This is a genomic window from Streptomyces sp. NPDC097107 (assembly GCF_044762405.1).
GTDB lineage: Bacteria > Actinomycetota > Actinomycetes > Streptomycetales > Streptomycetaceae > Streptomyces > Streptomyces thinghirensis.
Genome location: NZ_JBIWEF010000006.1, coordinates 74711 through 93528 on the forward strand (window position 1 = coordinate 74711; position 18818 = coordinate 93528).

Annotated in this window: 16 protein-coding genes and 3 pseudogenes; 12 read left to right on the forward strand and 7 right to left on the reverse strand. The window is 74.8% G+C overall.

Going from position 1 to position 18818, the window contains the following annotated elements; all coding sequences use genetic code 11:
• Positions 1-40: 40 nt before the first annotated feature.
• The gene (locus ACIQ1J_RS15740) at positions 41-844 is read left to right on the forward strand and encodes an acyltransferase (protein WP_403557600.1); all 804 of its coding nucleotides are present in this window, start codon (positions 41-43) and stop codon (positions 842-844) included.
• 204 nt (positions 845-1048) lie between these two features.
• Complete coding sequence (locus ACIQ1J_RS15745; protein WP_403557263.1) at positions 1049-1606, forward strand: YbaK/EbsC family protein; 558 nt, start codon at positions 1049-1051, stop codon at positions 1604-1606.
• Positions 1607-1610: 4 nt separating this feature from the next.
• On the opposite strand, the gene ACIQ1J_RS15750 is transcribed toward ACIQ1J_RS15745, so the two are convergent.
• Positions 1611-2714: a cation diffusion facilitator family transporter gene (locus ACIQ1J_RS15750; RefSeq protein WP_403557264.1), complete on the reverse strand. Its 1104-nt coding sequence runs from the start codon at positions 2712-2714 to the stop codon at positions 1611-1613.
• A gap of 75 nt (positions 2715-2789) precedes the next feature.
• On the opposite strand from ACIQ1J_RS15750, the gene ACIQ1J_RS15755 reads away from it, so the two are divergent.
• The gene (locus ACIQ1J_RS15755; RefSeq protein ID WP_403557265.1) at positions 2790-3149 is read left to right on the forward strand and encodes an ArsR/SmtB family transcription factor; all 360 of its coding nucleotides are present in this window, start codon (positions 2790-2792) and stop codon (positions 3147-3149) included.
• Between the two features lie 9 nt (positions 3150-3158).
• Here the strand turns inward: ACIQ1J_RS15755 and ACIQ1J_RS15760 are convergent.
• Both ACIQ1J_RS15760 and ACIQ1J_RS15765 read right to left on the reverse strand, forming a co-directional pair.
• A pseudogene (locus tag ACIQ1J_RS15760) lies at positions 3159-4363 on the reverse strand (4-hydroxybenzoate 3-monooxygenase).
• Positions 4364-4600: 237 nt separating this feature from the next.
• A complete protein-coding gene (locus tag ACIQ1J_RS15765; protein ID WP_403557266.1) occupies positions 4601-5008 on the reverse strand; it encodes a CoA-binding protein in 408 nt (135 codons plus the stop codon).
• A gap of 151 nt (positions 5009-5159) precedes the next feature.
• On the opposite strand from ACIQ1J_RS15765, the gene ACIQ1J_RS15770 reads away from it, so the two are divergent.
• From ACIQ1J_RS15770 to ACIQ1J_RS15790, 5 genes and pseudogenes are all read left to right on the forward strand, one after another.
• Positions 5160-5876 carry a hypothetical protein gene (locus tag ACIQ1J_RS15770; protein WP_403557267.1) on the forward strand — a complete coding sequence of 239 codons (717 nt, stop codon included), beginning with the start codon at positions 5160-5162 and terminating at the stop codon, positions 5874-5876.
• A pseudogene (locus ACIQ1J_RS15775) lies at positions 5873-6413 on the forward strand (SixA phosphatase family protein). The gene ACIQ1J_RS15770 and the pseudogene ACIQ1J_RS15775 overlap by 4 nt, the downstream one beginning before the upstream one ends.
• Positions 6414-6430: 17 nt before the next feature.
• Entirely contained in the window at positions 6431-7057 is a 627-nt protein-coding gene (locus ACIQ1J_RS15780; RefSeq protein ID WP_403557268.1) for a YigZ family protein, read from the forward strand.
• 103 nt (positions 7058-7160) lie between these two features.
• The gene (locus ACIQ1J_RS15785) at positions 7161-8324 is read left to right on the forward strand and encodes an exonuclease SbcCD subunit D (protein ID WP_403557269.1); all 1164 of its coding nucleotides are present in this window, start codon (positions 7161-7163) and stop codon (positions 8322-8324) included.
• The gene (locus ACIQ1J_RS15790; RefSeq protein ID WP_403557270.1) at positions 8321-11311 is read left to right on the forward strand and encodes an AAA family ATPase; all 2991 of its coding nucleotides are present in this window, start codon (positions 8321-8323) and stop codon (positions 11309-11311) included. Before ACIQ1J_RS15785 ends, ACIQ1J_RS15790 begins: the two co-directional genes overlap by 4 nt.
• Before the next feature lie 15 nt (positions 11312-11326).
• On the opposite strand, the gene ACIQ1J_RS15795 is transcribed toward ACIQ1J_RS15790, so the two are convergent.
• Positions 11327-11773, reverse strand: coding sequence for an Lrp/AsnC family transcriptional regulator (locus tag ACIQ1J_RS15795; protein ID WP_210959755.1), 447 nt, complete (start codon positions 11771-11773; stop codon positions 11327-11329).
• Between the two features lie 124 nt (positions 11774-11897).
• On the opposite strand from ACIQ1J_RS15795, the gene ACIQ1J_RS15800 reads away from it, so the two are divergent.
• From ACIQ1J_RS15800 to ACIQ1J_RS15810, 3 genes and pseudogenes are all read left to right on the forward strand, one after another.
• Positions 11898-12374 (forward strand): rhodanese-like domain-containing protein, encoded by a 477-nt coding sequence (locus ACIQ1J_RS15800; RefSeq protein ID WP_403557271.1) that lies wholly within the window; start codon positions 11898-11900, stop codon positions 12372-12374.
• Between the two features lie 21 nt (positions 12375-12395).
• On the forward strand, positions 12396-12914 hold the full coding sequence (locus ACIQ1J_RS15805) for an immunity 21 family protein (protein ID WP_403557272.1): 519 nt from the start codon (positions 12396-12398) through the stop codon (positions 12912-12914).
• A 54-nt stretch (positions 12915-12968) separates the two neighbouring features.
• Positions 12969-13814, forward strand: a pseudogene (locus ACIQ1J_RS15810) (SDR family oxidoreductase).
• Between the two features lie 10 nt (positions 13815-13824).
• Here ACIQ1J_RS15810 and ACIQ1J_RS15815 read toward each other — a convergent pair.
• Both ACIQ1J_RS15815 and ACIQ1J_RS15820 read right to left on the reverse strand, forming a co-directional pair.
• Positions 13825-15513 (reverse strand): DUF885 domain-containing protein, encoded by a 1689-nt coding sequence (locus ACIQ1J_RS15815; protein WP_403557273.1) that lies wholly within the window; start codon positions 15511-15513, stop codon positions 13825-13827.
• Positions 15514-15591: 78 nt separating this feature from the next.
• On the reverse strand, positions 15592-16083 hold the full coding sequence (locus ACIQ1J_RS15820) for an Lrp/AsnC family transcriptional regulator (RefSeq protein WP_210959747.1): 492 nt from the start codon (positions 16081-16083) through the stop codon (positions 15592-15594).
• A 59-nt stretch (positions 16084-16142) separates the two neighbouring features.
• Between ACIQ1J_RS15820 and ACIQ1J_RS15825 the strand changes: the two genes are divergently transcribed.
• Complete coding sequence (locus ACIQ1J_RS15825; RefSeq protein ID WP_403557274.1) at positions 16143-17366, forward strand: trans-sulfuration enzyme family protein; 1224 nt, start codon at positions 16143-16145, stop codon at positions 17364-17366.
• Between the two features lie 22 nt (positions 17367-17388).
• On the opposite strand, the gene ACIQ1J_RS15830 is transcribed toward ACIQ1J_RS15825, so the two are convergent.
• On the reverse strand, positions 17389-18762 hold the full coding sequence (locus ACIQ1J_RS15830) for a GNAT family N-acetyltransferase (RefSeq protein WP_403557275.1): 1374 nt from the start codon (positions 18760-18762) through the stop codon (positions 17389-17391).
• Between the last annotated feature and the right edge of the window lie 56 nt (positions 18763-18818).

Sequence of the window (18818 nt, forward strand, 5' to 3'; positions counted from 1 at the left end):
GGAAGTCATGGCCGTACCGCGTGCCGACTACCGTGAGCGGGTGCCGAAGCGCAAGAACACGTATCCGTCCTGGCGGAGCCGCCTCGCGCAGCGGGCCGTCCACGCCGGCTGGGCCTGGGTGCAGCGCACCGGCTCCGTCACCGCCGCGCACCCCGGGCGCTTCCGCTTCGGGGCGCTGGGCACGGGCACCCGGCTCGCCTTCCCGCTCGGCACGGTCTTCGGCGAGCCCTGGATCCACGTCGGCGCCCACTGCATCATCGGCGAGCAGGTCACCCTGACCGCCGGACTCATGCCCGACCTCGACCTCGGCCCCGAGCCCATCCTGCGCATCGGCGACGGAGTGGTCCTCGGCCGCGGCAGCCACGTCATCGCGGACACCACGGTCACCATCGGCAGCGACTGCTACTTCGGCCCGTACGTCTACGTCACCTCCACCAACCACTCCTACGACGACCCGCACCAGCCCATCGGCAAGCAGTGGCCCCGGATGGACCCGGTGGAGATCGGCTCCGGCTGCTGGATCGGCACCGGCGCGGTGATCCTGCCCGGCGCGCGGATCGGGCGGAACGTGGTGGTCGCCGCCGGTGCCGTGGTCCGGGGCACGGTCCCCGACCACGCCGTGGTGGCGGGCGCGCCGGCCCGTGTCGTACGGCGCTGGACGCCCGACGACGGCTGGCAGCCGCCGCTGCGGACGCCGGCCCCGGTGCCGATCCCCGACGGGGTCACGCCGGGACAGCTGCGGGCGCTGTCGAAGCTGGACGACGAGGCGGTGGCCCGGCTCGCCGAGCTGGACGGCCGGGCGGGAGGGGCGGGCAGGCTCGCGGAGCCGGCCGCCGAGAGCTGACAGCGGCGGACCCGGTGCCGCCCGTGCGTCGAGACGCCCTGTACGTCGAGGCGCTCGTGCGCCGAGGCGGCCGTGCGCCGAGGCGGCCGTGCGCCGAGGCGGCCGTGCGCCGAGGCGGCCGTGCGCCGAGGCGGCCGTGCGCCGAGGCGGCCGTGCGCCGAGACGACCGTTCGCGGTGCCGGGCGCTGTTGTTAGCGTGCGGCCATGCACGCACCCATCGGGAACTTCGGCAACGCCACACCCGCTCCGGACGCCTTCGACGAGCTGACCCGGCCGGTCGCCGACGCCGTACGCCACTGGCGCGGGAGCGTACCCGCCGACCAGATCGTCTACGTCGACACCGACCCGGAGTGGGCGGACACCGCCACCTTCGTCGAGCACTACGGCCGTGAGTTGCTCGAACAGTCCGCCAACTGCGTCGTGGTCACCGGCAAGCGGGGCGGCGGCACGACGCTGGCCGCCTGTGTGGTGCTCTCCACCACCCGGGTCGACGTCAACGGTGTCGTACGCCGCCACCTCGGCGCGCGCAAGGCATCCTTCGCCTCGATGGACACGGCGACCGGCGAGACCGGTATGGAGTACGGGGGCATCACCCCGGTCGGCCTGCCCGGCGACTGGCCCGTGCTGGTGGACTCGGCCGTGGTCGACCTGCCGTACGTCCTCGTCGGCAGCGGACGCCGGCGCGGCAAGCTGCTGGTGCCGGGCAAGGCCTTCGCGGAGCTGCCGGGAGCCGTGGTACTGGAGGGCCTGGGCGTCGCCTGACCCTTCACGCGGTGGCGTGGTGGGCCAGCGCCAGGTGCGGGTCCGTCTCGCCCGGGGCCGGTGCCGGGTCGGCGTGGACCAGGGCGGCGGTGAGCCGCGGGACGGCGTGGAGAAGGGCGTGTTCCGCCTCGACGGCGATGCGATGGGCCTGCCGGACCGTCGCCTCGCCGTCCACCACCAGGGCCACCTCGGCGCGCAGCCGGTGCCCGATCCAGCGCAGCCGCAGCTCACCCACCCCGCGCACGCCGGGTACCTCCGCCAGTGCGCGCTCGGCCCGGTCCACCAGCGCCGGATCGACGGCGTCCATCAGGCGCCGGAACACCTCACGCGCCGCGTCCCGCAGGACCAGCACGATCGCGGCCGTGATCGCCAGCCCGACGACCGGGTCGGCGAGTCGCCATCCCAGCGCCGCGCCGCCCGCGCTCAGCAGCACGGCCAGTGACGTGTAACCGTCCGTCCGGGCGTGCAGTCCGTCGGCGACCAGTGCGGCGGAGCCGATCGACCGGCCCACGCGCATCCGGTAGCGGGCCACCCACTCGTTGCCGGCGAAGCCGACCAGGGCGGCGACGGCCACCGCCGGGACGTGGGTGACCGGGCGCGGGTCGAGCAACCGGTCCACCGCCGTCCACGCCGCCAGGACCGCGGACGCGGCGATCGTCAGCACGATCACGATGCCCGCGAGATCCTCGGCTCGCCCGTAGCCGTACGTGAAGCGCCGGGTGGCCGCGCGCCGGCCCAGGACGAAGGCGATGCCCAGCGGTACGGCGGTCAGCGCGTCCGCGGTGTTGTGCACCGTGTCGCCGAGCAGGGCCACCGACCCGGAGACCACCACCACGGCCGCCTGCGCCACCGCCGTCGCGCCGAGCACCGCCAGCGACACCCACAGGGCGCGCAGCCCACGGGCCGAGGACTCCAGCGCCGGGTCCAGCTTGTCGGCGCTCTCGTGGGAGTGCGGGGCGAGACGGTGCGCGAGGCGGCGCCACGGGCGGGTGGGGGAGTGGTGGCCGGGGGAGTGGGCATCGTGGTGCTGGTGCTGGTGCTGGTGCTGGTGCTGGTGCTGGTGCTGGTGCTGGTGCTGGTGCTGGTGCTGCCGGTGCGGGTCGCTCACGGGGTGCCCCTTCCGGTGCTCCGGTGCTGTGGTGCTGTGGTGGACTCCCTGCGTCCAGCAGACCATTATGTGCGTATGAGCGCACGCATGCACCTGTCATCTGCGGACGATGCGCACCCGCGCACCCCCGGCGAGGAGCAGTTCGCGCTCGCCGCCGAGGTCCTCGCCCTCCTCGGCGACCGCACCCGCCTGACCCTGCTGCACGCCCTGACCGCCGGGGAGGCCGACGTCACCACCCTGACCGAGGCGTGCGGGGCCGCCCGGCCCGCGGTCAGCCAGCACCTGGCCCGGCTGCGGCTGGCGGGGCTCGTGAACACCCGCAAGGAGGGACGGCGGGTCGTGTACGCGCTGCGTGACGGGCACCTGCGCCGCCTGGTCGAGGAGGCGCTGAACGTGGCCGACCACCGGCTCGGCGACCGGCCGCTCCACGACTGAGGGGGAGTCTCAGCCGCCGGTACGGGCGCCGAGGTACTGCTCGGCGAACGCGGCCGCGGCCACGGGTGAGTCGAACAGCCGCCGCAGCCGGGCCAGCGCGGCGCCCGCGCGGTACGGGTCGCCCGACGCCGTGCCGTGGTACATCTCCGCGAGCCACACGGAGAACTCCTGGTAGTCCCACGCCCGGGCGAGACATGTGGCCGAGTAGCCGGACAGGCCGGCGTCGTCGCCCTTCGTGAGGTGGGCGACCAGCCCGTCGCCGAGCAGGAAGGCGTCGTGCAGGGCGAGATTCAGGCCCTTGGCGGCGATGGGGGCGGTGAGGTGGGCCGCGTCCTCCGCCAGGAAGAGCGCCCGTGGGCCATGGGCTCGACGACGTAGCCGTGCAGGTCCAGGACGCGCCTCTCGATCAGAGCCGCCCCTCCTTGAGCGGCGGCGCGCCGACCGCGCCGAGCCGTTCCCGCAACTCCGCCCAGACCCGCTCGTGCGGCCAGTTGTCCGGGTCGTCGCCCGGCGGGCACTGGAGGTAGTAGCGGGTCACCTCGGGGCTGCGCGCCATGTGTCCGGCGAAACCGCGCCGATGCATGCCGAAGACGACACAGTCCGAGGACGGCGGTGCCTCCGCCGGCAGCGCCAGCCGGCCGACGCCGTAGTCGTGGCGTGCGACACGGACGCGATCGGGCTGCAGCGCCGCCCGCGACACCCCGCGCGCACCGTCACATCCGGCGACGAAGCCGGCTTCCACGACACGCCGTTCGCCGGAATCGGGGCACGGGTACGACACCGACGGCCGGCCGGACTCCAGCCCGTGCAGTCCGACGTCCCGTACGCCCGAACCGGATTTCCCCGCCCCGCACGTCCGCGTACTCCCGGACCAGGTCCGTCACCAGGAACTGCTGCGGGTGGAAAAAGTGGTGACGGCCGGTCAGCCCGGTGTACCCGAACCGGTACCGCGCCCCGTCGAACCGGAACTCGCACTCGGTGTGCGCCTGCGCCCGCTCCAACAGGTTCCGCGCCAGTCCGCGCCGTTCCAGCCCGCGTACGGCCCACTCCTCGATGACCCCGGCGCGGGGCCGCCGCTCGATGAACTCCCGGGTCCCGGTCTCCAGGACCAGACAGTCGACGCACGCCGCGCGCAGGATGCCGCCGACGGTGAGCCCGGTGGGACCCGCGCCCACGACGACGACCGGAATTCGTTGGGAAACCCGTTGCTGCACAAGGGAGTTGGCGCGGAGGAAGGATGCCTTCACCCGAAACACTATGTCGGCGGCACGCGGCCCACGGGAATGCTCCGGGCGGGCCTGCCACGCGGAAAAACCTGGCAGGTCGGTGTCGGCGCGGCTGTGCCCCCCGCGATGAACGATCCCGAGTACGTGCCCGACTCACCGTCCGGCCGGGCGCGCGTGGTGGAGATCGGGTCGGACCCGGCAGGTGGCCGGTGAGACGTCGGAGGGTCAGCCCAGCCGCGGGATCTCGATCGCCGGGCAGCGGTCCATCACCATCTCCAGGCCCGCGGCCCGGGTCCGCTCGTACGCGGCCTCGTCGATCACCCCGAGCTGGAACCAGACGGCCCCGGCGCCCTTCGCGACCGCCTCAACGGCGACCGGTCCGGCCAGGTCGCCGTTGACGAAGACGTCGACGACGTCCACGTCGAAGGGGATGTCCGCGAGGGAGGCGTACCCCTGCTCGCCGTGCACCGTCTCCGCCTTGGGATGCACCGGCACGACCCGCTTGCCGAAGCGCCGCAGGACTTCGGCGACGCCGTACGCGGCGCGCTTCCGGTTGGACGAGAGACCCACCACCGCCCAGGTGTCGCCGAGCTCGGTGAGGATCTTGCGGACGGTTGCCTCGTCGCCGTACACCGGCGGCCTCCTTGTGCTCCTGGACGACTCGCGTGTCGCGTCCTCCGGTCGGGACAACGGACGGCGGCGTGCGGAGATTCCCCACGCGGCGGGGGGAGGGCGGCGAGCGCGCCGCCTGTGCGCCACCGCCCCGCCCGCCTACGCTCGCCCCGTGCTGCGCATCATCGACGCCCGGACCTCAGAGCCCGCTCCCGCCGCCCCCGCCCGACGGGGGCCGACCCGTGTCGAGGCGCACGCGCCGGGCCGCGACACGACCGGACTGCGCGTGCTGCTCGTCGCCGACCTCCTGGTCCGCGCCCTGGAGCTCGACGGCACGCCCACCTGGGCACTGCTGACCGGTGCGGACGAGCGAGCGGGGCTGTGTGCGGACGCCGCGGCCCTCGGCATCCGGCCCTTCGAGGACGGCGGCGCCGGCACCGGTCCGGGCGCGGGCCAGGCCGTGCACGTCGTACGCGAGGGAGCGGTCGCTCCGGACGGGACAACGGTCGCCGTCGCCCCCGTGGACGAGGCCGGGCAGGCGGCCACCGCCGGCCCCGACGCCCTGCGTCTCGCCCTGCTGGAGCGCCACCACCACGCGCGCGTGCAGCTCGACGCGACCGTGCTGGCCGGCGCCGGGGACACGCTCGCGCGCTGGCGCCGCGCGGTCGCCGCCTGGGCGCGGCAGCCGTCGCGCCCCGTCCCGGGCGAGGTACGCGACCGACTGCGCGCCGCCTGGGAGGACGACCTCGACGCCCCCGGGGTGCTCCGGGTCCTGCGCCAAGTGGAGCACGACCCGGGACTTCCGGACGGAGCCCGCTTCGAGACCTACGCCTACGCCGACCGGTTCCTCGGCCTGCACCTCGCCCGGGACATCGGAGCCCCGGCGTGATAGCGCGCCCCGGGTCGGGCCCGCTGCGCCGCCTGGTCGTCCTGCGGCACGCCAAGTCGGCGCGCCCCGCCGGTGTCGCCGACCGCGACCGTCCCCTCGCCGGGCGAGGCCGCCGCGAGGCCCCCGCCGCCGGACGGGCCCTCGCCCGGGCCGGCCGGCTGCCGGACCTCGCCCTGCTCCACCGCCGTACGCGCCCGGCAGACCTGGGAACCGGCCTCCGCCCAGTGGGGCACACCGTCGTCCGTGCGCTACGACGCGCGCCTGTGCGCAGCCGGCGTACCGGACCTCCTCGAGGTGGTGCGTGAGGTGCCCGCCGACACCGAGACACTGCTCCTCGTGGGTCACAATCCCGGCCTGGAGGACCTCGTCCTCGCGCTGGCCGGGGACGCTCTCGACGACACGCTGGACCGGCTCCGCGCGAAGTACCCCACGTCGGCGATCGCCGTGCTGGACTGGCACGGCACCACCTGGCGGGCCCTCGCCCCCGGCGCGGCCCCGCTGACCGCGATGACCGTGCCGAGGGGCGTGCCGCGGTGAGCGCATAGGCTGGCCGGATGCAGGACGAGTACCGCACGGTCGCCCGCGCGGGTGTGCACGAGACCGAGATCAACCGCTCCCGCTTCCTGTGCGCCCTCGCCCCGGCCGCCACCGAGCAGGAGGCCCAGGCGTTCGTCGCGGCCGTACGCAAGGAGCACGCGGACGCCAGCCACAACTGCTGGGCGTACGTCATCGGAGCCGACGCCGCCGTGCAGAAGGCCAGTGACGACGGTGAGCCCGGCGGCACCGCCGGCGTCCCGATGCTCCAGATGCTGCTGCGCCGCGACATGCGGTACGTCGTCGCCGTCGTCACCCGCTACTACGGCGGCGTCAAGCTCGGCGCGGGCGGACTCATCCGCGCCTACGGCGGCGCCGTGGGCGAGGCCCTCGACGACCTCGGTACGCTCACCCGCCGCCGGTTCCGCCTCGCCACGGTGACCGTCGACCACCAGCGCGCCGGCAAGCTCCAGAACGACCTGCGCACGGCGGGACGCGCGGTGCGCGACGTGCGGTACGCCGAGGCCGTCACCATCGAGGTCGGCCTGCCGGAGGCCGATGTGGACACCTTCCGGTCCTGGCTCGCGGACGCCACCGCCGGGACGGCCGGGTTCGAACTGGGCGGCGAGGCGTACGGGGACGCGTGACAGGGTGGCAAAAAGGGTGTAACGGCCTTTAGGGGGCGGAGTCGAGGGGCGAAACGGGAGTAACCACCCGGGCTGTCGGACCCTGCCGTTAGTCTCGGGGATCATGCGACTGCTGCACACTTCCGACTGGCATCTCGGCCGGGCGTTCCACCGGGTGAACATGCTGGGCGCCCAGGCCGGGTTCATCGGCCACCTCGTCGAGACCGTGCGCGCGCACGGCGTCGACGCCGTGGTCGTGTCGGGAGACGTGTACGACCGGGCGGTGCCGCCGCTCGCCGCCGTCGAGCTGTTCGACGACGCGCTGCACCGCCTCGCCGGCCTCGGCGTGCCGACGGTGATGATCTCCGGGAACCACGACTCGGCCCGCCGCCTGGGTGTGGGCGCCGGACTCATCGACCGCGCCGGCATCCACCTGCGCACCGACCCGGCGGGCTGCGGGACCCCGGTCGTGCTGGAGGACGCGCACGGTGAAGTGGCCTTCTACGGGCTGCCGTATCTCGAACCGGCGCTGGTGAAAGCCGAGTTCCGGGTCGAGAAGGCGGGCCACGAGGCCGTGCTCGCCGCCGCCATGGACCGGGTCCGCGCCGACCTCGCCACGCGCGCGCGGGGAACGCGTTCCGTCGTCCTCGCGCACGCCTTCGTCACCGGCGGCGAGCAGAGCGACAGCGAACGGGACATCACCGTCGGAGGGGTGGCCGCCGTGCCCTCCGGTGTCTTCGACGGCGTCGACTACGTGGCGCTCGGGCACCTGCACGGCTGCCAGACCCTCACCGAGCGCGTCCGCTACTCCGGCTCCCCGCTGCCGTACTCCTTCTCCGAGCACCGGCACCGCAAAAGCATGTGGCTCGTCGACCTGGACGCCGACGGCTCGGTCACCGCCGAGCGGGTCGACTGCCCGGTGCCCCGCGACCTGGCCCGGCTGCGCGGCACCCTGGAGGAGCTGCTCGCCGACCCCGGGCTGACCCCGCACGAGGAGGCGTGGGTCGAGGCGACCCTCACCGACCCGGTCCGTCCGGCCGACCCCATGGCCCGGCTCACCGCCCGCTTCCCGCACACGCTGAGCCTCCTCTTCGACCCCGAGCGGGCCCCGGACGACCCGGCCGTGTCCTATGCCCGGCGCCTCGCCGGACGCAGCGACCAGCAGATCGCGGAGGACTTCGTGACGCACGTGCGCGGCGCCGGACCCGACGACCACGAACAGGCCGTGCTGCGGGACGCCTTCGACGCGGTGCGCGCGGACGAGCCTCTGCGGGAGGTGGCCCGGTGAGGCTGCACCGGCTGGACGTCACCGCCTTCGGGCCCTTCGGCGCATCGCAGGGCGTCGACTTCGACGACCTGTCGGCGGCCGGACTCTTCCTGCTGCACGGACCCACCGGCGCCGGCAAGACCTCCGTCCTCGACGCCGTCTGCTACGCGCTGTACGGCTCGGTGCCCGGCGCCCGCCAGAGCGGCCAGGGCATGAGCCTGCGCAGCGACCACGCCGCCGTCGGCACGCGCACCGAGGTGCGCCTCGAACTCACCGTCGCCGGACGGCGGCTGGAGGTCACCCGGCAGCCACCTTGGGAGCGCCCCAAGAAGAAGGGCGTCGGCACGACCGTCGACAAGGCCCAGACCTGGCTGCGCGAGTACGACGCGGGCGCCGGGGCCTGGAAGGACCTGAGCCGCTCCCACCAGGAGATCGGCGAGGAGATCACCCAGCTGCTCGGCATGAGCCGCGAGCAGTTCTGCCAGGTCGTGCTGTTGCCCCAGGGCGACTTCGCGCGCTTCCTGCGCGCCGACGCGGAGGCCCGCGGCAAGCTCCTCGGCCGGCTCTTCGACACCCGGCGCTTCGCCGACGTCGAGAAACGCCTCGCCGAGCGGCGCCGCGCCACCGAGGCCCTGGTGCGCGAGGGGGACGCCGCACTGCTGGCCGACGCCCACCGGATGCAGCAGGCCGCCGGCGACGCGATGGCACTGCCGGAGCTGGCGCCGGGCGAGCCGGGACTGGCCGAGGCCGTCCTCACCGCCGCCGCCGTCGCCCGCAGCACCGCCCGCGAGCTGCTGGCCGTCGCCGACTGCCGGCTCCTGACCGCCGAGTCCGCCCAGGCCGCCGCCGAACGCGACCTCGCGGGCGCACGGGAACTGGACCGGCTGCAACGCCGGTTCGCGCAGGCACGGGAGCGGGCCGCACGGCTGGCCGAGCGGGCCGCCGCCCACCACGCCGCACAGAAACGCATGGAGCGCGCCCGTAAGGCCGAAGCGGTCGCCCCCGCACTGGAGCTGCGGGACGCCGCCGACGCCGAACACCGGCGGGCCGCGGCCGCGGAGGAGCGCGCGCGTGCCCTGCTGCCCCAGGACCTCGCGGACGCCGGTGCCGCGGGACTCGCCGCCGCCGCCCGCCGGGCCGCCGAGGAACTGGGCGGGCTGGACTCAGCCCGCCGGGCCGAACAGCGCCTCGGCGAGCTGGTCGAGGAGCGGACCCGGCTCGACCGGCAGGAGCGCGCCGACGAGGACGTCCTGCACGAGGCCGAGGCCTGGCTCGCCGACTGGGAGACCACGCGCACCGGACTGCGGGCCGACGTCGACTCCGCGCAGGAAGCGGCGACCCGCGCCGAACAGCTCGCCGTACAGCGCGACCCGGCACAGCGGCGGCTGAACGCGGCCCGGCAACGGGACCAGTACGCCGCCGACACGGAGGAGGCCCAGCGGCACGCCCTCGCCTCGGCCGAACACGCCGTCGAGGCCCGCGCCCGCTGGCTCGACCTCAAGGAGCAGCGGCTGAACGGCATCGCCGCCGAACTCGCCGACAGCCTCACCGAAGGCGCGCCGTGCGCCGTGTGCGGCGCCACCGAACACCCCGCCCCGGCACGCAAGGTCGCGGGGCACGTCGACCGCGAGGCGGAGGAGCGCGCCCTCGCCGCCTACCAGGACGCCGACGAGCGTCGCGCGGACGCCGAACGGCGCCTGGGCACCGTACGGGAGGCCCTCGCCGCCACCGCGGAGGCCGGGGACGCGCCCACCGCCCGCCTGGCCGAAGAGGCCGAGGATCTGGAGCGGCGGTACGCGCGGGCGCGGGCGAGCGCCTCCGGGCTGCACACCGCGCAGGAGGAGCTGCGCCGGGCGGAGCACGAGCGCGAGCAGCGGATCGCCGCCCAGCAGCAGGCCGCCGTCCGGGCCGCCTCCCGGGTCGGCAACCGGGAGCGGATGGAGAGCGAACGGACCGCGCTGGAGGAGGAGCTGACGCGGGCCCGCGGCAACGCCGACAGCGTCGCCGCGCGGGCCGCGCAGCTCGAGCGCCGGGCCACGCGGCTGACGGAGGCCGCCGACACCGCCCGCGTCGCCGAGGACACGGCCCAGCGGCTCAAGGACGCCGACGCCCGCCTCGCCGACGCCGCCTTCCGGGCCGGCTTCCACACCCCCCAAGACGCGGCCGCCGCGCTGCTCGACGCCGCCGCCCACCGGGAGTTGCAACGCCAACTCGACGCATGGGACTTGGAGGAGGCAGCCGTCCGCGCGGTCCTCACCGAGGCCGACACCGCCGCCGCGGCCCAGCAGCCGCCCGCCGACCTCGCCGCGGCGGAACACACCGCCGCCGACGCGGGCCGGCGCCTGCGCGACGCCTCCTCGGCCCGCGACGCCGCCGCCCGCCGCTGCGCCGAACTGGACCGGCTGTCCGGCCACGCCGCCACCTCCGTGCGCCGGCTCGCCCCGCTGCGTGAGGAACACGGCCGAGTCGCCCGCCTGGCCACCCTCGCGGCGGGGACCTCCGCGGACAACGAACGCCGGATGCGCCTGGAGTCCTACGTGCTGGCGGCCCGCCTCGAACAGGTCGCCGCCGCGGCGACCGCGCGGCTCCAGCGCATGTCCTCCGGCCGCTACACCCTCGTCCACTCCGACGACCGCACCGGGCGCGGCCGCAGCGGTCTCGGCCTGCACGTCGTCGACGCCTGGACCGGCCGCGAGCGGGACACGGCCACGCTGTCCGGCGGTGAGACGTTCTTCGCCTCGCTCGCCCTCGCGCTCGGCCTCGCCGACGTCGTCACCGACGAGGCGGGCGGCGTACGCCTGGACACCCTCTTCATCGACGAGGGCTTCGGCAGCCTGGACGACCAGACCCTCGACGAGGTCCTGGACGTCCTCGACTCGCTGCGCGAGCGGGACCGCAGCGTCGGCATCGTCAGCCATGTCGCCGATCTGCGGCGGCGGATACACGCCCAACTGGAGGTCGTGAAGGGGCGGTCGGGGTCGGTGCTGCGGCAGCGCGGTACCGGCTGAGCGGTCCCGGGGGCCTCAGCGGCCCAGCGGCCGGCGGGGGAGCGGTGAGGAGTAGACGACGCTCGTGGTGACCGAGCCCAGCGCGCTGATCCGGCCCGACACCTCCTCCAGGTGCCGCATCGACCGGGCAGCGACCTTGATGACGAAGCAGTCGTCCCCCGTGACGTGGTGCGCCTCCAGGATCTCGGGAGTGACCGCGACCAGATCGTGGAACGGCTTGTAGTTGGCGACCGGATAGCGCAACCGCACGAAGGCCAGGATCGGCAGCCCCAGCCGTTCGGGGTCGACGACCGCCGCGTATCCCCGGATGACCCCCGCCTCCTCCAGCCGGCGCACCCGCTCGGTCACCGCGCTCGCGGACATCGAGACCGCACGGGCCAACTCGGCGAAACTGGCCCGCCCGTTGCGCTGGAGGGCGCCGAGGATGAGCCAGTCGGTGGCGTCCGGGGAATGCTCGGTCATCCGGCATGGATAGCAGGCAATCCCCGGCCCGGCAAGGGACAGACCAGGAGATCTGCCTTCTGGGGAGGTGCCCGCGGACCTTAGATTCCTGGCCAGGAGATCCGAGCGAGGAGAGGCCGCGCCCATGAACACCACCACCGGCAACCCCGTCCTGCGCACCGCCCCCGCGCCGCCCGCCGAGGCCGCCGCGTACTTCCGGGCGAGCCTCGCCTTCCACGCCGACGTCTCCGACGTCGCCGCCGCGCTCGCGGCCGACGGCGGCCCGGGGTTCGTCCTCGTGGACTGCCGTTCCACCGAGTCCTGGGACCAGGGCCACATCCCCGGCGCCGTCCACCTGCCCACCGCTCTCATGGCCGAGCAGGCAGGCCGGCTCCTCGACCCTGCGGTGCCGGTGGTGACGTACTGCTGGGGTCCCGGCTGCAACGGTGCGACCCGCGCCGCCCTCGCCCTCGCCGAACTCGGCTACCGGGTCAAGGAGATGCTCGGCGGCTTCGAGTACTGGGTGCGCGAGGGCTTCGCGCACGAGACCTGGCAGGGCCCCGGGCGCCGCGCCGCCGACCCCCTGACCGCCCCGGTGGACGCGGGCGACTGCGGCTGCTGAGCGGCGTGTAAGTTCTGCGGCATGGTGCGATACGCGGAGCCGGGCGCGGTGGAGTGGGTGGAGTCGGGCGGCGGACCGCTGGTCGCGGTCCCGGAGACGGTCCTGCCCTTCTGGACCGGCGCCGACGGCGAGGAGACGGACTCCGACTACGACCGGGCCTGCGAGATCGACGGCTATGTCGGACTCCTGCCGGTCGGCGACTGCGCGGCCCTGGTGCTCGGCGACGAACCCGCCTCCACCGCCTATCTGCCCGACCACGGCGCCTTCGTCCGCTGGTGCGCCGCGGACTCCGAGGACGAGGTGCTGGCCGGCGTCCCCGCCGCCCTCGACGCGGCCGAATGGGAGCCCGAGGTGTCCTGGCAGGTGCCCGGCCCCGTGCTCCTCTTCGACGCGGCCTGGCCCGGCACCGCCTGCGACCGTGCCGGCCATGTGCGGGTCGCCCTGGCCCCCGGCCGGTACGCGGTGCGCGCGGCCGAGGTGCGTCCCGGGCCGGAGACCTGGCTGAACGTCGTACAACTGCGGCGGCTCGCGGACCGCTAGCCACCGCGGATACCGGGCTGCGTCGTCGCGACGGCCCAGCCATGATGGGTGCCCATGCCACGACTTCCGCACCCCGCCCCCCGAAGACCTCCGCCGTGACCCCCTGCCCTGCGCGGCCGGACCGCGCTCGTCACCGGAGCCGGCCGGCGCGGCGGCATCGGCCACGCGGTGGCCCGGCGGCTCGCCGCGTACGGGGCGAGCGTCCACCTGCACCACCACGTCCCGCACGACGCCGCCATGCCCTGGGGCGCCGACCGGCCCGAGGACGTGGTCGCCTCCGTGCGCGCGGCGCTCGGCGACCCGGACGCCACCGTGACGGCCGGCCCCGGCGACCTCACCGACCCCGCCGCACCCGGCGAACTGGTCGCCACCGCCGCCGAAGCGCTCGGCGGACGGCTGGACATCCTCGTCGCCAACCACGCCCTCAGCGGCAGCGACGGCACCCTCGACACCATCGACGCCGCCATGCTCGACGCGCACTGGCAGGTCGACACCCGCTCGGTACTGCTGCTCGTCCAGGCCTACGCCCGGCTGCGCGCCGCCCTGCCGCCCCGCAGGCCCGGCGGGCGCGTCGTGATGACGACCTCCGGCCAGGACATCGCCGGCGGCATGCCCGGCGAGATCGCCTACGCCCTGCAGAAGGGCGCACTCGCCTCCATCACGCGCTCCCTGTCGACGGCCCTCGCCGAACACGCGGTCACCGTCAACGCGGTCAACCCCGGGCCCGTGGACACCGACTACATGACCGGCGAGGACTACGACGCCATCGCCGCGCTCTTCCCCGCCGGGCGGTGGGGCATGCCCGACGACCCGGCCCGCCTCGTCGCGTGGCTCGCCACGGACGAGGCCGAGTGGGTCACCGGTCAGGTCGTCGACTCGGAGGGCGGTTTCCGGCGGTGAGCGGCCCGGCTCACAGCCGCGACAGCTCGTCCACAAGGTCGTCCAGGCCCAGCGAACCCTGGGAGAGGGCCGCCATGTGCCAGGCCTTGGCGTCGAAGGCGTCGCCGTGCCGCTCGCGGGCCTTCTCCCGGCCCAGCAGCCACGCCCGCTCACCGAGCTTGTAGCCGATCGCCTGGCCCGGGATCGTCAGGTACCGGGTCAGCTCGCTCTCCACGAAGTCCGCGGGACGGCTGCTGTGCGCGCCGAAGAACTCCTGCGCCAGCTCCGGCGTCCAGCGCTCGCCCGGGTGGAAGGGGGAGTCCGCCGGGATCTCCAGCTCCAGGTGCATGCCGATGTCCACGATGACCCGGGCGGCCCGCATCATCTGCGCGTCCAGGTAACCGAGCCGCTGCTCCGCGTCCGTGAGGAAGCCCAGCTCGTCCATCAGCCGCTCCGCGTACAGCGCCCAGCCCTCGGCGTTGGCGCTGACCATGCCGACGGAGGCCTGGTAGCGGGAGAGGTCCTCGGCCACGTGCGCCCACTGGGCGAGCTGGAGGTGGTGACCGGGAACGCCCTCGTGGTACCAGGTGGAGACCAGGTCGTAGACCGGGAACCGGGTCAGGCCCATCGTCGGCAGCCAGGTCCGGCCGGGGCGCGAGAAGTCCTCCGACGGCGGCGTGTAGTACGGGGCCGCCGCGCTGCCGGGCGGGGCGATCCGCGACTCCACCTTCCGCACCCGCTCGGCGAGTTCGAAGTGGGTGCCGTCCAGCGCCTCGATCGCCTGGTCCATCAGGCCCTGCAGCCAGTCGCGGACCTCGTCGACGCCTTCGATGTGCCTGCCGTGCTCGTCCAGGTGCGCCAGCGCCACCCACGGCGTCGCGGCGCCCGGCAGGATCTTCTCCGCCTCCCGCTTCATCTCGGCGAGCAGCCGGTGGTACTCGGCCCAGCCGTACGCGTACGCCTCGTCCAGGTCGAGGTCGGTGCCGTTGTAGTAGCGCGACCAGCGGGCATAGCGCTCGCGGCCCACCGTGTCCGGGGAGCCCTCGATCGCCGGCGCGTACACGTCGCGCGTCCAGTCCCGCAGCTCCACCACGGCCGCGGTCGCGGCCCGGGCCGCCTCGTCCAGCTCGGCGCGCAGCGCGCCGGGGCCGGCGGACGCGAAGTCCTCGAACCAGCCGCGGCCCTCACCCGTGTCCGCCCACTCGCCGAGCTGCTCGACGAAGGTGGCGGTCGGGCGCGGAGACGCGTACAGCTTGCGCTCCAGACCGAGGGCCAGGGACTCGCGGTAACCGGCGAGCGCCGCGGGCACCGCGCGCAGCCGCTCGGCGATCCGCGCCCAGTCCTCGTCCGTCTGCGTCGGCGTCACCGTGAACACCTCGCGCACCGAATGCGCGGCGGTGCCCATGTTGCCGACCGAGCGCAGGCCCTCCTCCGCCTCGTGCACGCCGAGTTCGGCGGTCAGGCGCTCGCGTAGCAGCCGGGCGCAGCGCCGTTCCACGTCACTGTCCCCGCCGGGCCGGCGCTCCGCCTCGTCCAGCCGGGCGAGCGTGGCCCGCGCCAGCTCCGCGAGGGCCGCCTGCCCCGCGGGCGAGAAGTCGGGCAGGCGGCTGGAACTCTCCCGCACGCCGAGGAACGTACCGGTGACCGGATCGAGGGCGATGAGCTCGTCGACGTAGGCGTCGGCGACCTCGCGGGGCAGCGGGCTCTTGGTCTCTGACATGCGGACATCCTCATACGGATTCCGGTGCCGCGTCAGCCCGCTTTGCCCGGCCCGGTACCGCGGGCTGCCGGATTTCGCTCAGGGCGTGTCCGCGGGCGCGGCGGGCGGCAGCAGGGGGCCGCACTCCCACTGCTGGAAGATCAGCCGCGTCTCGACCCGGGCCACCTCCGGCCGGGAGGTGAAACCGTCCAGCACCAGCCGCTGCAGATCCGTCATGTCCGCGACCGCGACATGGACGAGGTAGTCGTCCGGGCCGGTGAGGTGGAAGACGGTGCGCGACTCCGGAAGCGCCCGGATCCGCTCCACGAACGGGCCGACCAGTTCCCGCCGGTGCGGGCGCACCTGCACCGACAGCAGTGCCTGGAGCCCCCGGCCCAGCCTGGCCGGGTCCAGTTCCAGCCGATGGCCGAGGATCACCCCGGCACGCCGCAGCCGGGTCACCCGGTCCAGGCAGGTCGACGGGGCGACTCCGACCTGGGCGGCGAGGTCGCGGTAGGTGGTCCGGGCGTCGTTCTGCAGCAGTCGCAGCAGATGAAGATCCACCGGATCCAGTACGACAGATTCGGCCATCTGTCGAACGTAGCACGGCCTCTGATCGTGGTGGCCCGGTCAGTGTTCACTCTCGGGTCATGGACTTCGCGCGCACGCACACGTCACCACCCGACGACGTACGCACCACCGCTCCCACGGGCAGGGCACTGGCCACCGAGGCCGTGCACGCCGGCCGCGACGATCTCGCCGCCCAGGGACTGCACGCCCCGCCCATCGACCTGTCCACGACCTACCCGTCGTACGACAGCCGCGGCGAGGCCGCCCGTATCGACGCGTTCGCCACCACCGGCGCCGACCCGGAGGGCCCGCCGGTCTACGGCCGCCTCGGCAACCCCACCGTCGCCCGCTTCGAGACGGCGCTGGCCCGGCTGGAGGGCACCGAGTCCGCGGTCGCCTTCGCCAGCGGCATGGCCGCGCTGAGCGCCGTCCTGCTGGTCCGCGGGTCGACGGGCCTGCGGCACGTCGTGGCCGTACGGCCCCTGTACGGCTGCAGCGACCACCTGCTCACCGCCGGACTGCTCGGATCCGAGGTCACCTGGACGGACCCGGCGGGCGTCGCGGACGCGCTGCGCCCGGACACCGGCCTGGTGCTCGTGGAGTCACCGGCCAACCCCACGCTGGCCGAGGTGGACCTGCGGGCCATCGCCCACGCCTGCGGATCGGTGCCGTTGCTCGTCGACAACACCTTCGCCACGCCCGTGCTCCAGCGCCCCGCCGAACAGGGCGCGCGCCTGGTGCTGCACAGCGCCACCAAGTACCTCGGCGGGCACGGGGACGTGCTGGCCGGTGTGGTGGCCTGCGACGAGGAGTTCGCGGGACGGCTGCGGCAGGTCCGCTTCGCCACCGGCGGCGTACTGCACCCGCTGGCCGGCTATCTCCTGCTGCGCGGTCTGTCGACCCTGCCCGTACGGGTGCGGGCCGCCTCCGCGAACGCCGCCGCGCTCGTCCGGCGCCTCGCCGCCGATCCGCGCGTGGCCCGCGTCCACTATCCGCGCATCGGCGGCGCGATGGTCTCCTTCGAGGTCCACGGCGATCCGCACGAGGTCATCGGCCGCGTCCGCCTGATCACCCCCGCGGTGAGCCTCGGCAGTGTCGACACGCTGATCCAGCACCCGGCGTCCATCAGCCACCGCATCGTCGACGCCGACGACCGCCGGGAGGCCGGGGTGGGCGACCGGCTGCTGCGGCTGTCCGTCGGCCTGGAGGACGTCGACGACCTGTGGGCCGACCTGGACCAGGCGCTGGGCGAGCGGGCGGCCGAGGCGATCCCATTGCGGGAGGCGCTGTCGCGGGCCGAGTGACCGCGCGGCACCGCCCGCCGGCTCACTCCTTGCCGATCCGTTCCCCCCGCGGCAGCCGCGCAGCCGCCCGGGCCGCCGGGTCCAGACGGGCCGTGATGACGAGGGTCCCCTCCTCGATCTGGTAGTCGAGGGGGAGGCCCAGGCCGCGCATCGCGGCGACCATGCCGGTGTTGGACGCCTGCGTCACGGCGTACACGCTCTCGCACCTCGTCTCCGCCGCCATCGCCACGAGCCGGCCGAGGAGTTCGCCGCCGACGCCACGGCGCTGCCACCCGTCCTCGACCAGCAGCGCGATCTCCGTCTCGTCCCCGTCCCACAGCAGGTGGCCCAGCCCGACGATCCGCCCCGAGGCGGTCTGCACGGCGAGGGTACGGCCGTGGCGCGGGCTGAGGAGGTGGTTGAGGTACCGGTCGGCGTCGCCGACCGGGCCGTGGTATCGCAGCCCGAGCGTGCGCGTCGAGCAGCGCTCGTGCATCGCCTTCGCCGCCGGGACGTCACGCTGGTCGGCCCGGCGGACCGTGATGTCGCGTCCCTCGGGCAGCGTCAGCGTGTCCAGGCCGCGCGGGAGGCGCGGACCGAGCCGGGCGTCCAGCTCGACCAGCGCCCGCGCGCGGGCGAACTCGGCCGGGGTGAACGGCAGATACGGCCGCTCCACACTGATCATCCCGCCCTCCGGCGCGCGCAGCCGCAGCACGGTGTCCTCCAGCGCACCTTCCGGCGGTACGTCGTCCGCCGCCCGTCCACCGACAGTCGCGGGCAACGACCGGATGGTGCACCGGCCCAGCAACTGCCGCAGTGCCAGCGGGAGTTCCGCCGCGTCCAGCGCCGTACGGGCGGCCAGCCCCAGCACCCGCGTCGGCGCGTCCACCAGATCGTGGGCGTCCGCCCGCTCGGTCCAGGTGTGGTCACCGCCCGCCGCCGACACCACGTCGGCCAGCTGGGATCCCGTCAACTCACCCGGGGCACGGAGCAGGAACTCGTCCACCGTCCCCTCCGCCAGCGGGTGCGTCTGCAGGCTGAGGATGTCGACCCGCCGGTCGGCGAGGGCCGAGCACAGCACGGCCAGTGACCCGGGTGCGTCCCGCACGGTCGTCCGCATCCGCCACAGCGCGCTGTCGCCCGCGTCGGCTTTGGAACCGGCCGCCGGCCCGGTCCCGGACCTCGCTCCCGCCCCCGGCGCTGTCCCGTCGTCCCGGTGGGAAGGCCCGGCCTGCCGCCCTGCGGACGGCGGCCGGGCGCCGGTATCGTCCGCCGGCGGGGCGTGCCCGTGGCGGCGTGTCCACCAGGTGTGGAAGCCGGTCGCGGCGATCAGGGTGGCCACCGAGGCCAGCAGCATGGCGGGGACCACGGGGCCGTTCTCGAAGAGGCGCGCCACGGCGTCCGTCACATCAGACATGTCTCGACTCATGCACCCACTGTGACGGGACGGTGTTGCGTGATCACGAACGCTCT

Coding starts and splice junctions, on each gene's coding strand:
- ACIQ1J_RS15830 (WP_403557275.1), bottom strand. CDS start 18,762: ATGTCTGATGTGACGGACGCCGTGGCGCGCCTCTTCGAGAACGGCCCC.
- ACIQ1J_RS15745 (WP_403557263.1), top strand. CDS start 1,049: ATGCACGCACCCATCGGGAACTTCGGCAACGCCACACCCGCTCCGGAC.
- ACIQ1J_RS15780 (WP_403557268.1), top strand. CDS start 6,431: ATGCAGGACGAGTACCGCACGGTCGCCCGCGCGGGTGTGCACGAGACC.
- ACIQ1J_RS15805 (WP_403557272.1), top strand. CDS start 12,396: ATGGTGCGATACGCGGAGCCGGGCGCGGTGGAGTGGGTGGAGTCGGGC.
- ACIQ1J_RS15755 (WP_403557265.1), top strand. CDS start 2,790: ATGAGCGCACGCATGCACCTGTCATCTGCGGACGATGCGCACCCGCGC.
- ACIQ1J_RS15825 (WP_403557274.1), top strand. CDS start 16,143: ATGGACTTCGCGCGCACGCACACGTCACCACCCGACGACGTACGCACC.
- ACIQ1J_RS15800 (WP_403557271.1), top strand. CDS start 11,898: ATGAACACCACCACCGGCAACCCCGTCCTGCGCACCGCCCCCGCGCCG.
- ACIQ1J_RS15795 (WP_210959755.1), bottom strand. CDS start 11,773: ATGACCGAGCATTCCCCGGACGCCACCGACTGGCTCATCCTCGGCGCC.
- ACIQ1J_RS15820 (WP_210959747.1), bottom strand. CDS start 16,083: ATGGCCGAATCTGTCGTACTGGATCCGGTGGATCTTCATCTGCTGCGA.
- ACIQ1J_RS15815 (WP_403557273.1), bottom strand. CDS start 15,513: ATGTCAGAGACCAAGAGCCCGCTGCCCCGCGAGGTCGCCGACGCCTAC.
- ACIQ1J_RS15785 (WP_403557269.1), top strand. CDS start 7,161: ATGCGACTGCTGCACACTTCCGACTGGCATCTCGGCCGGGCGTTCCAC.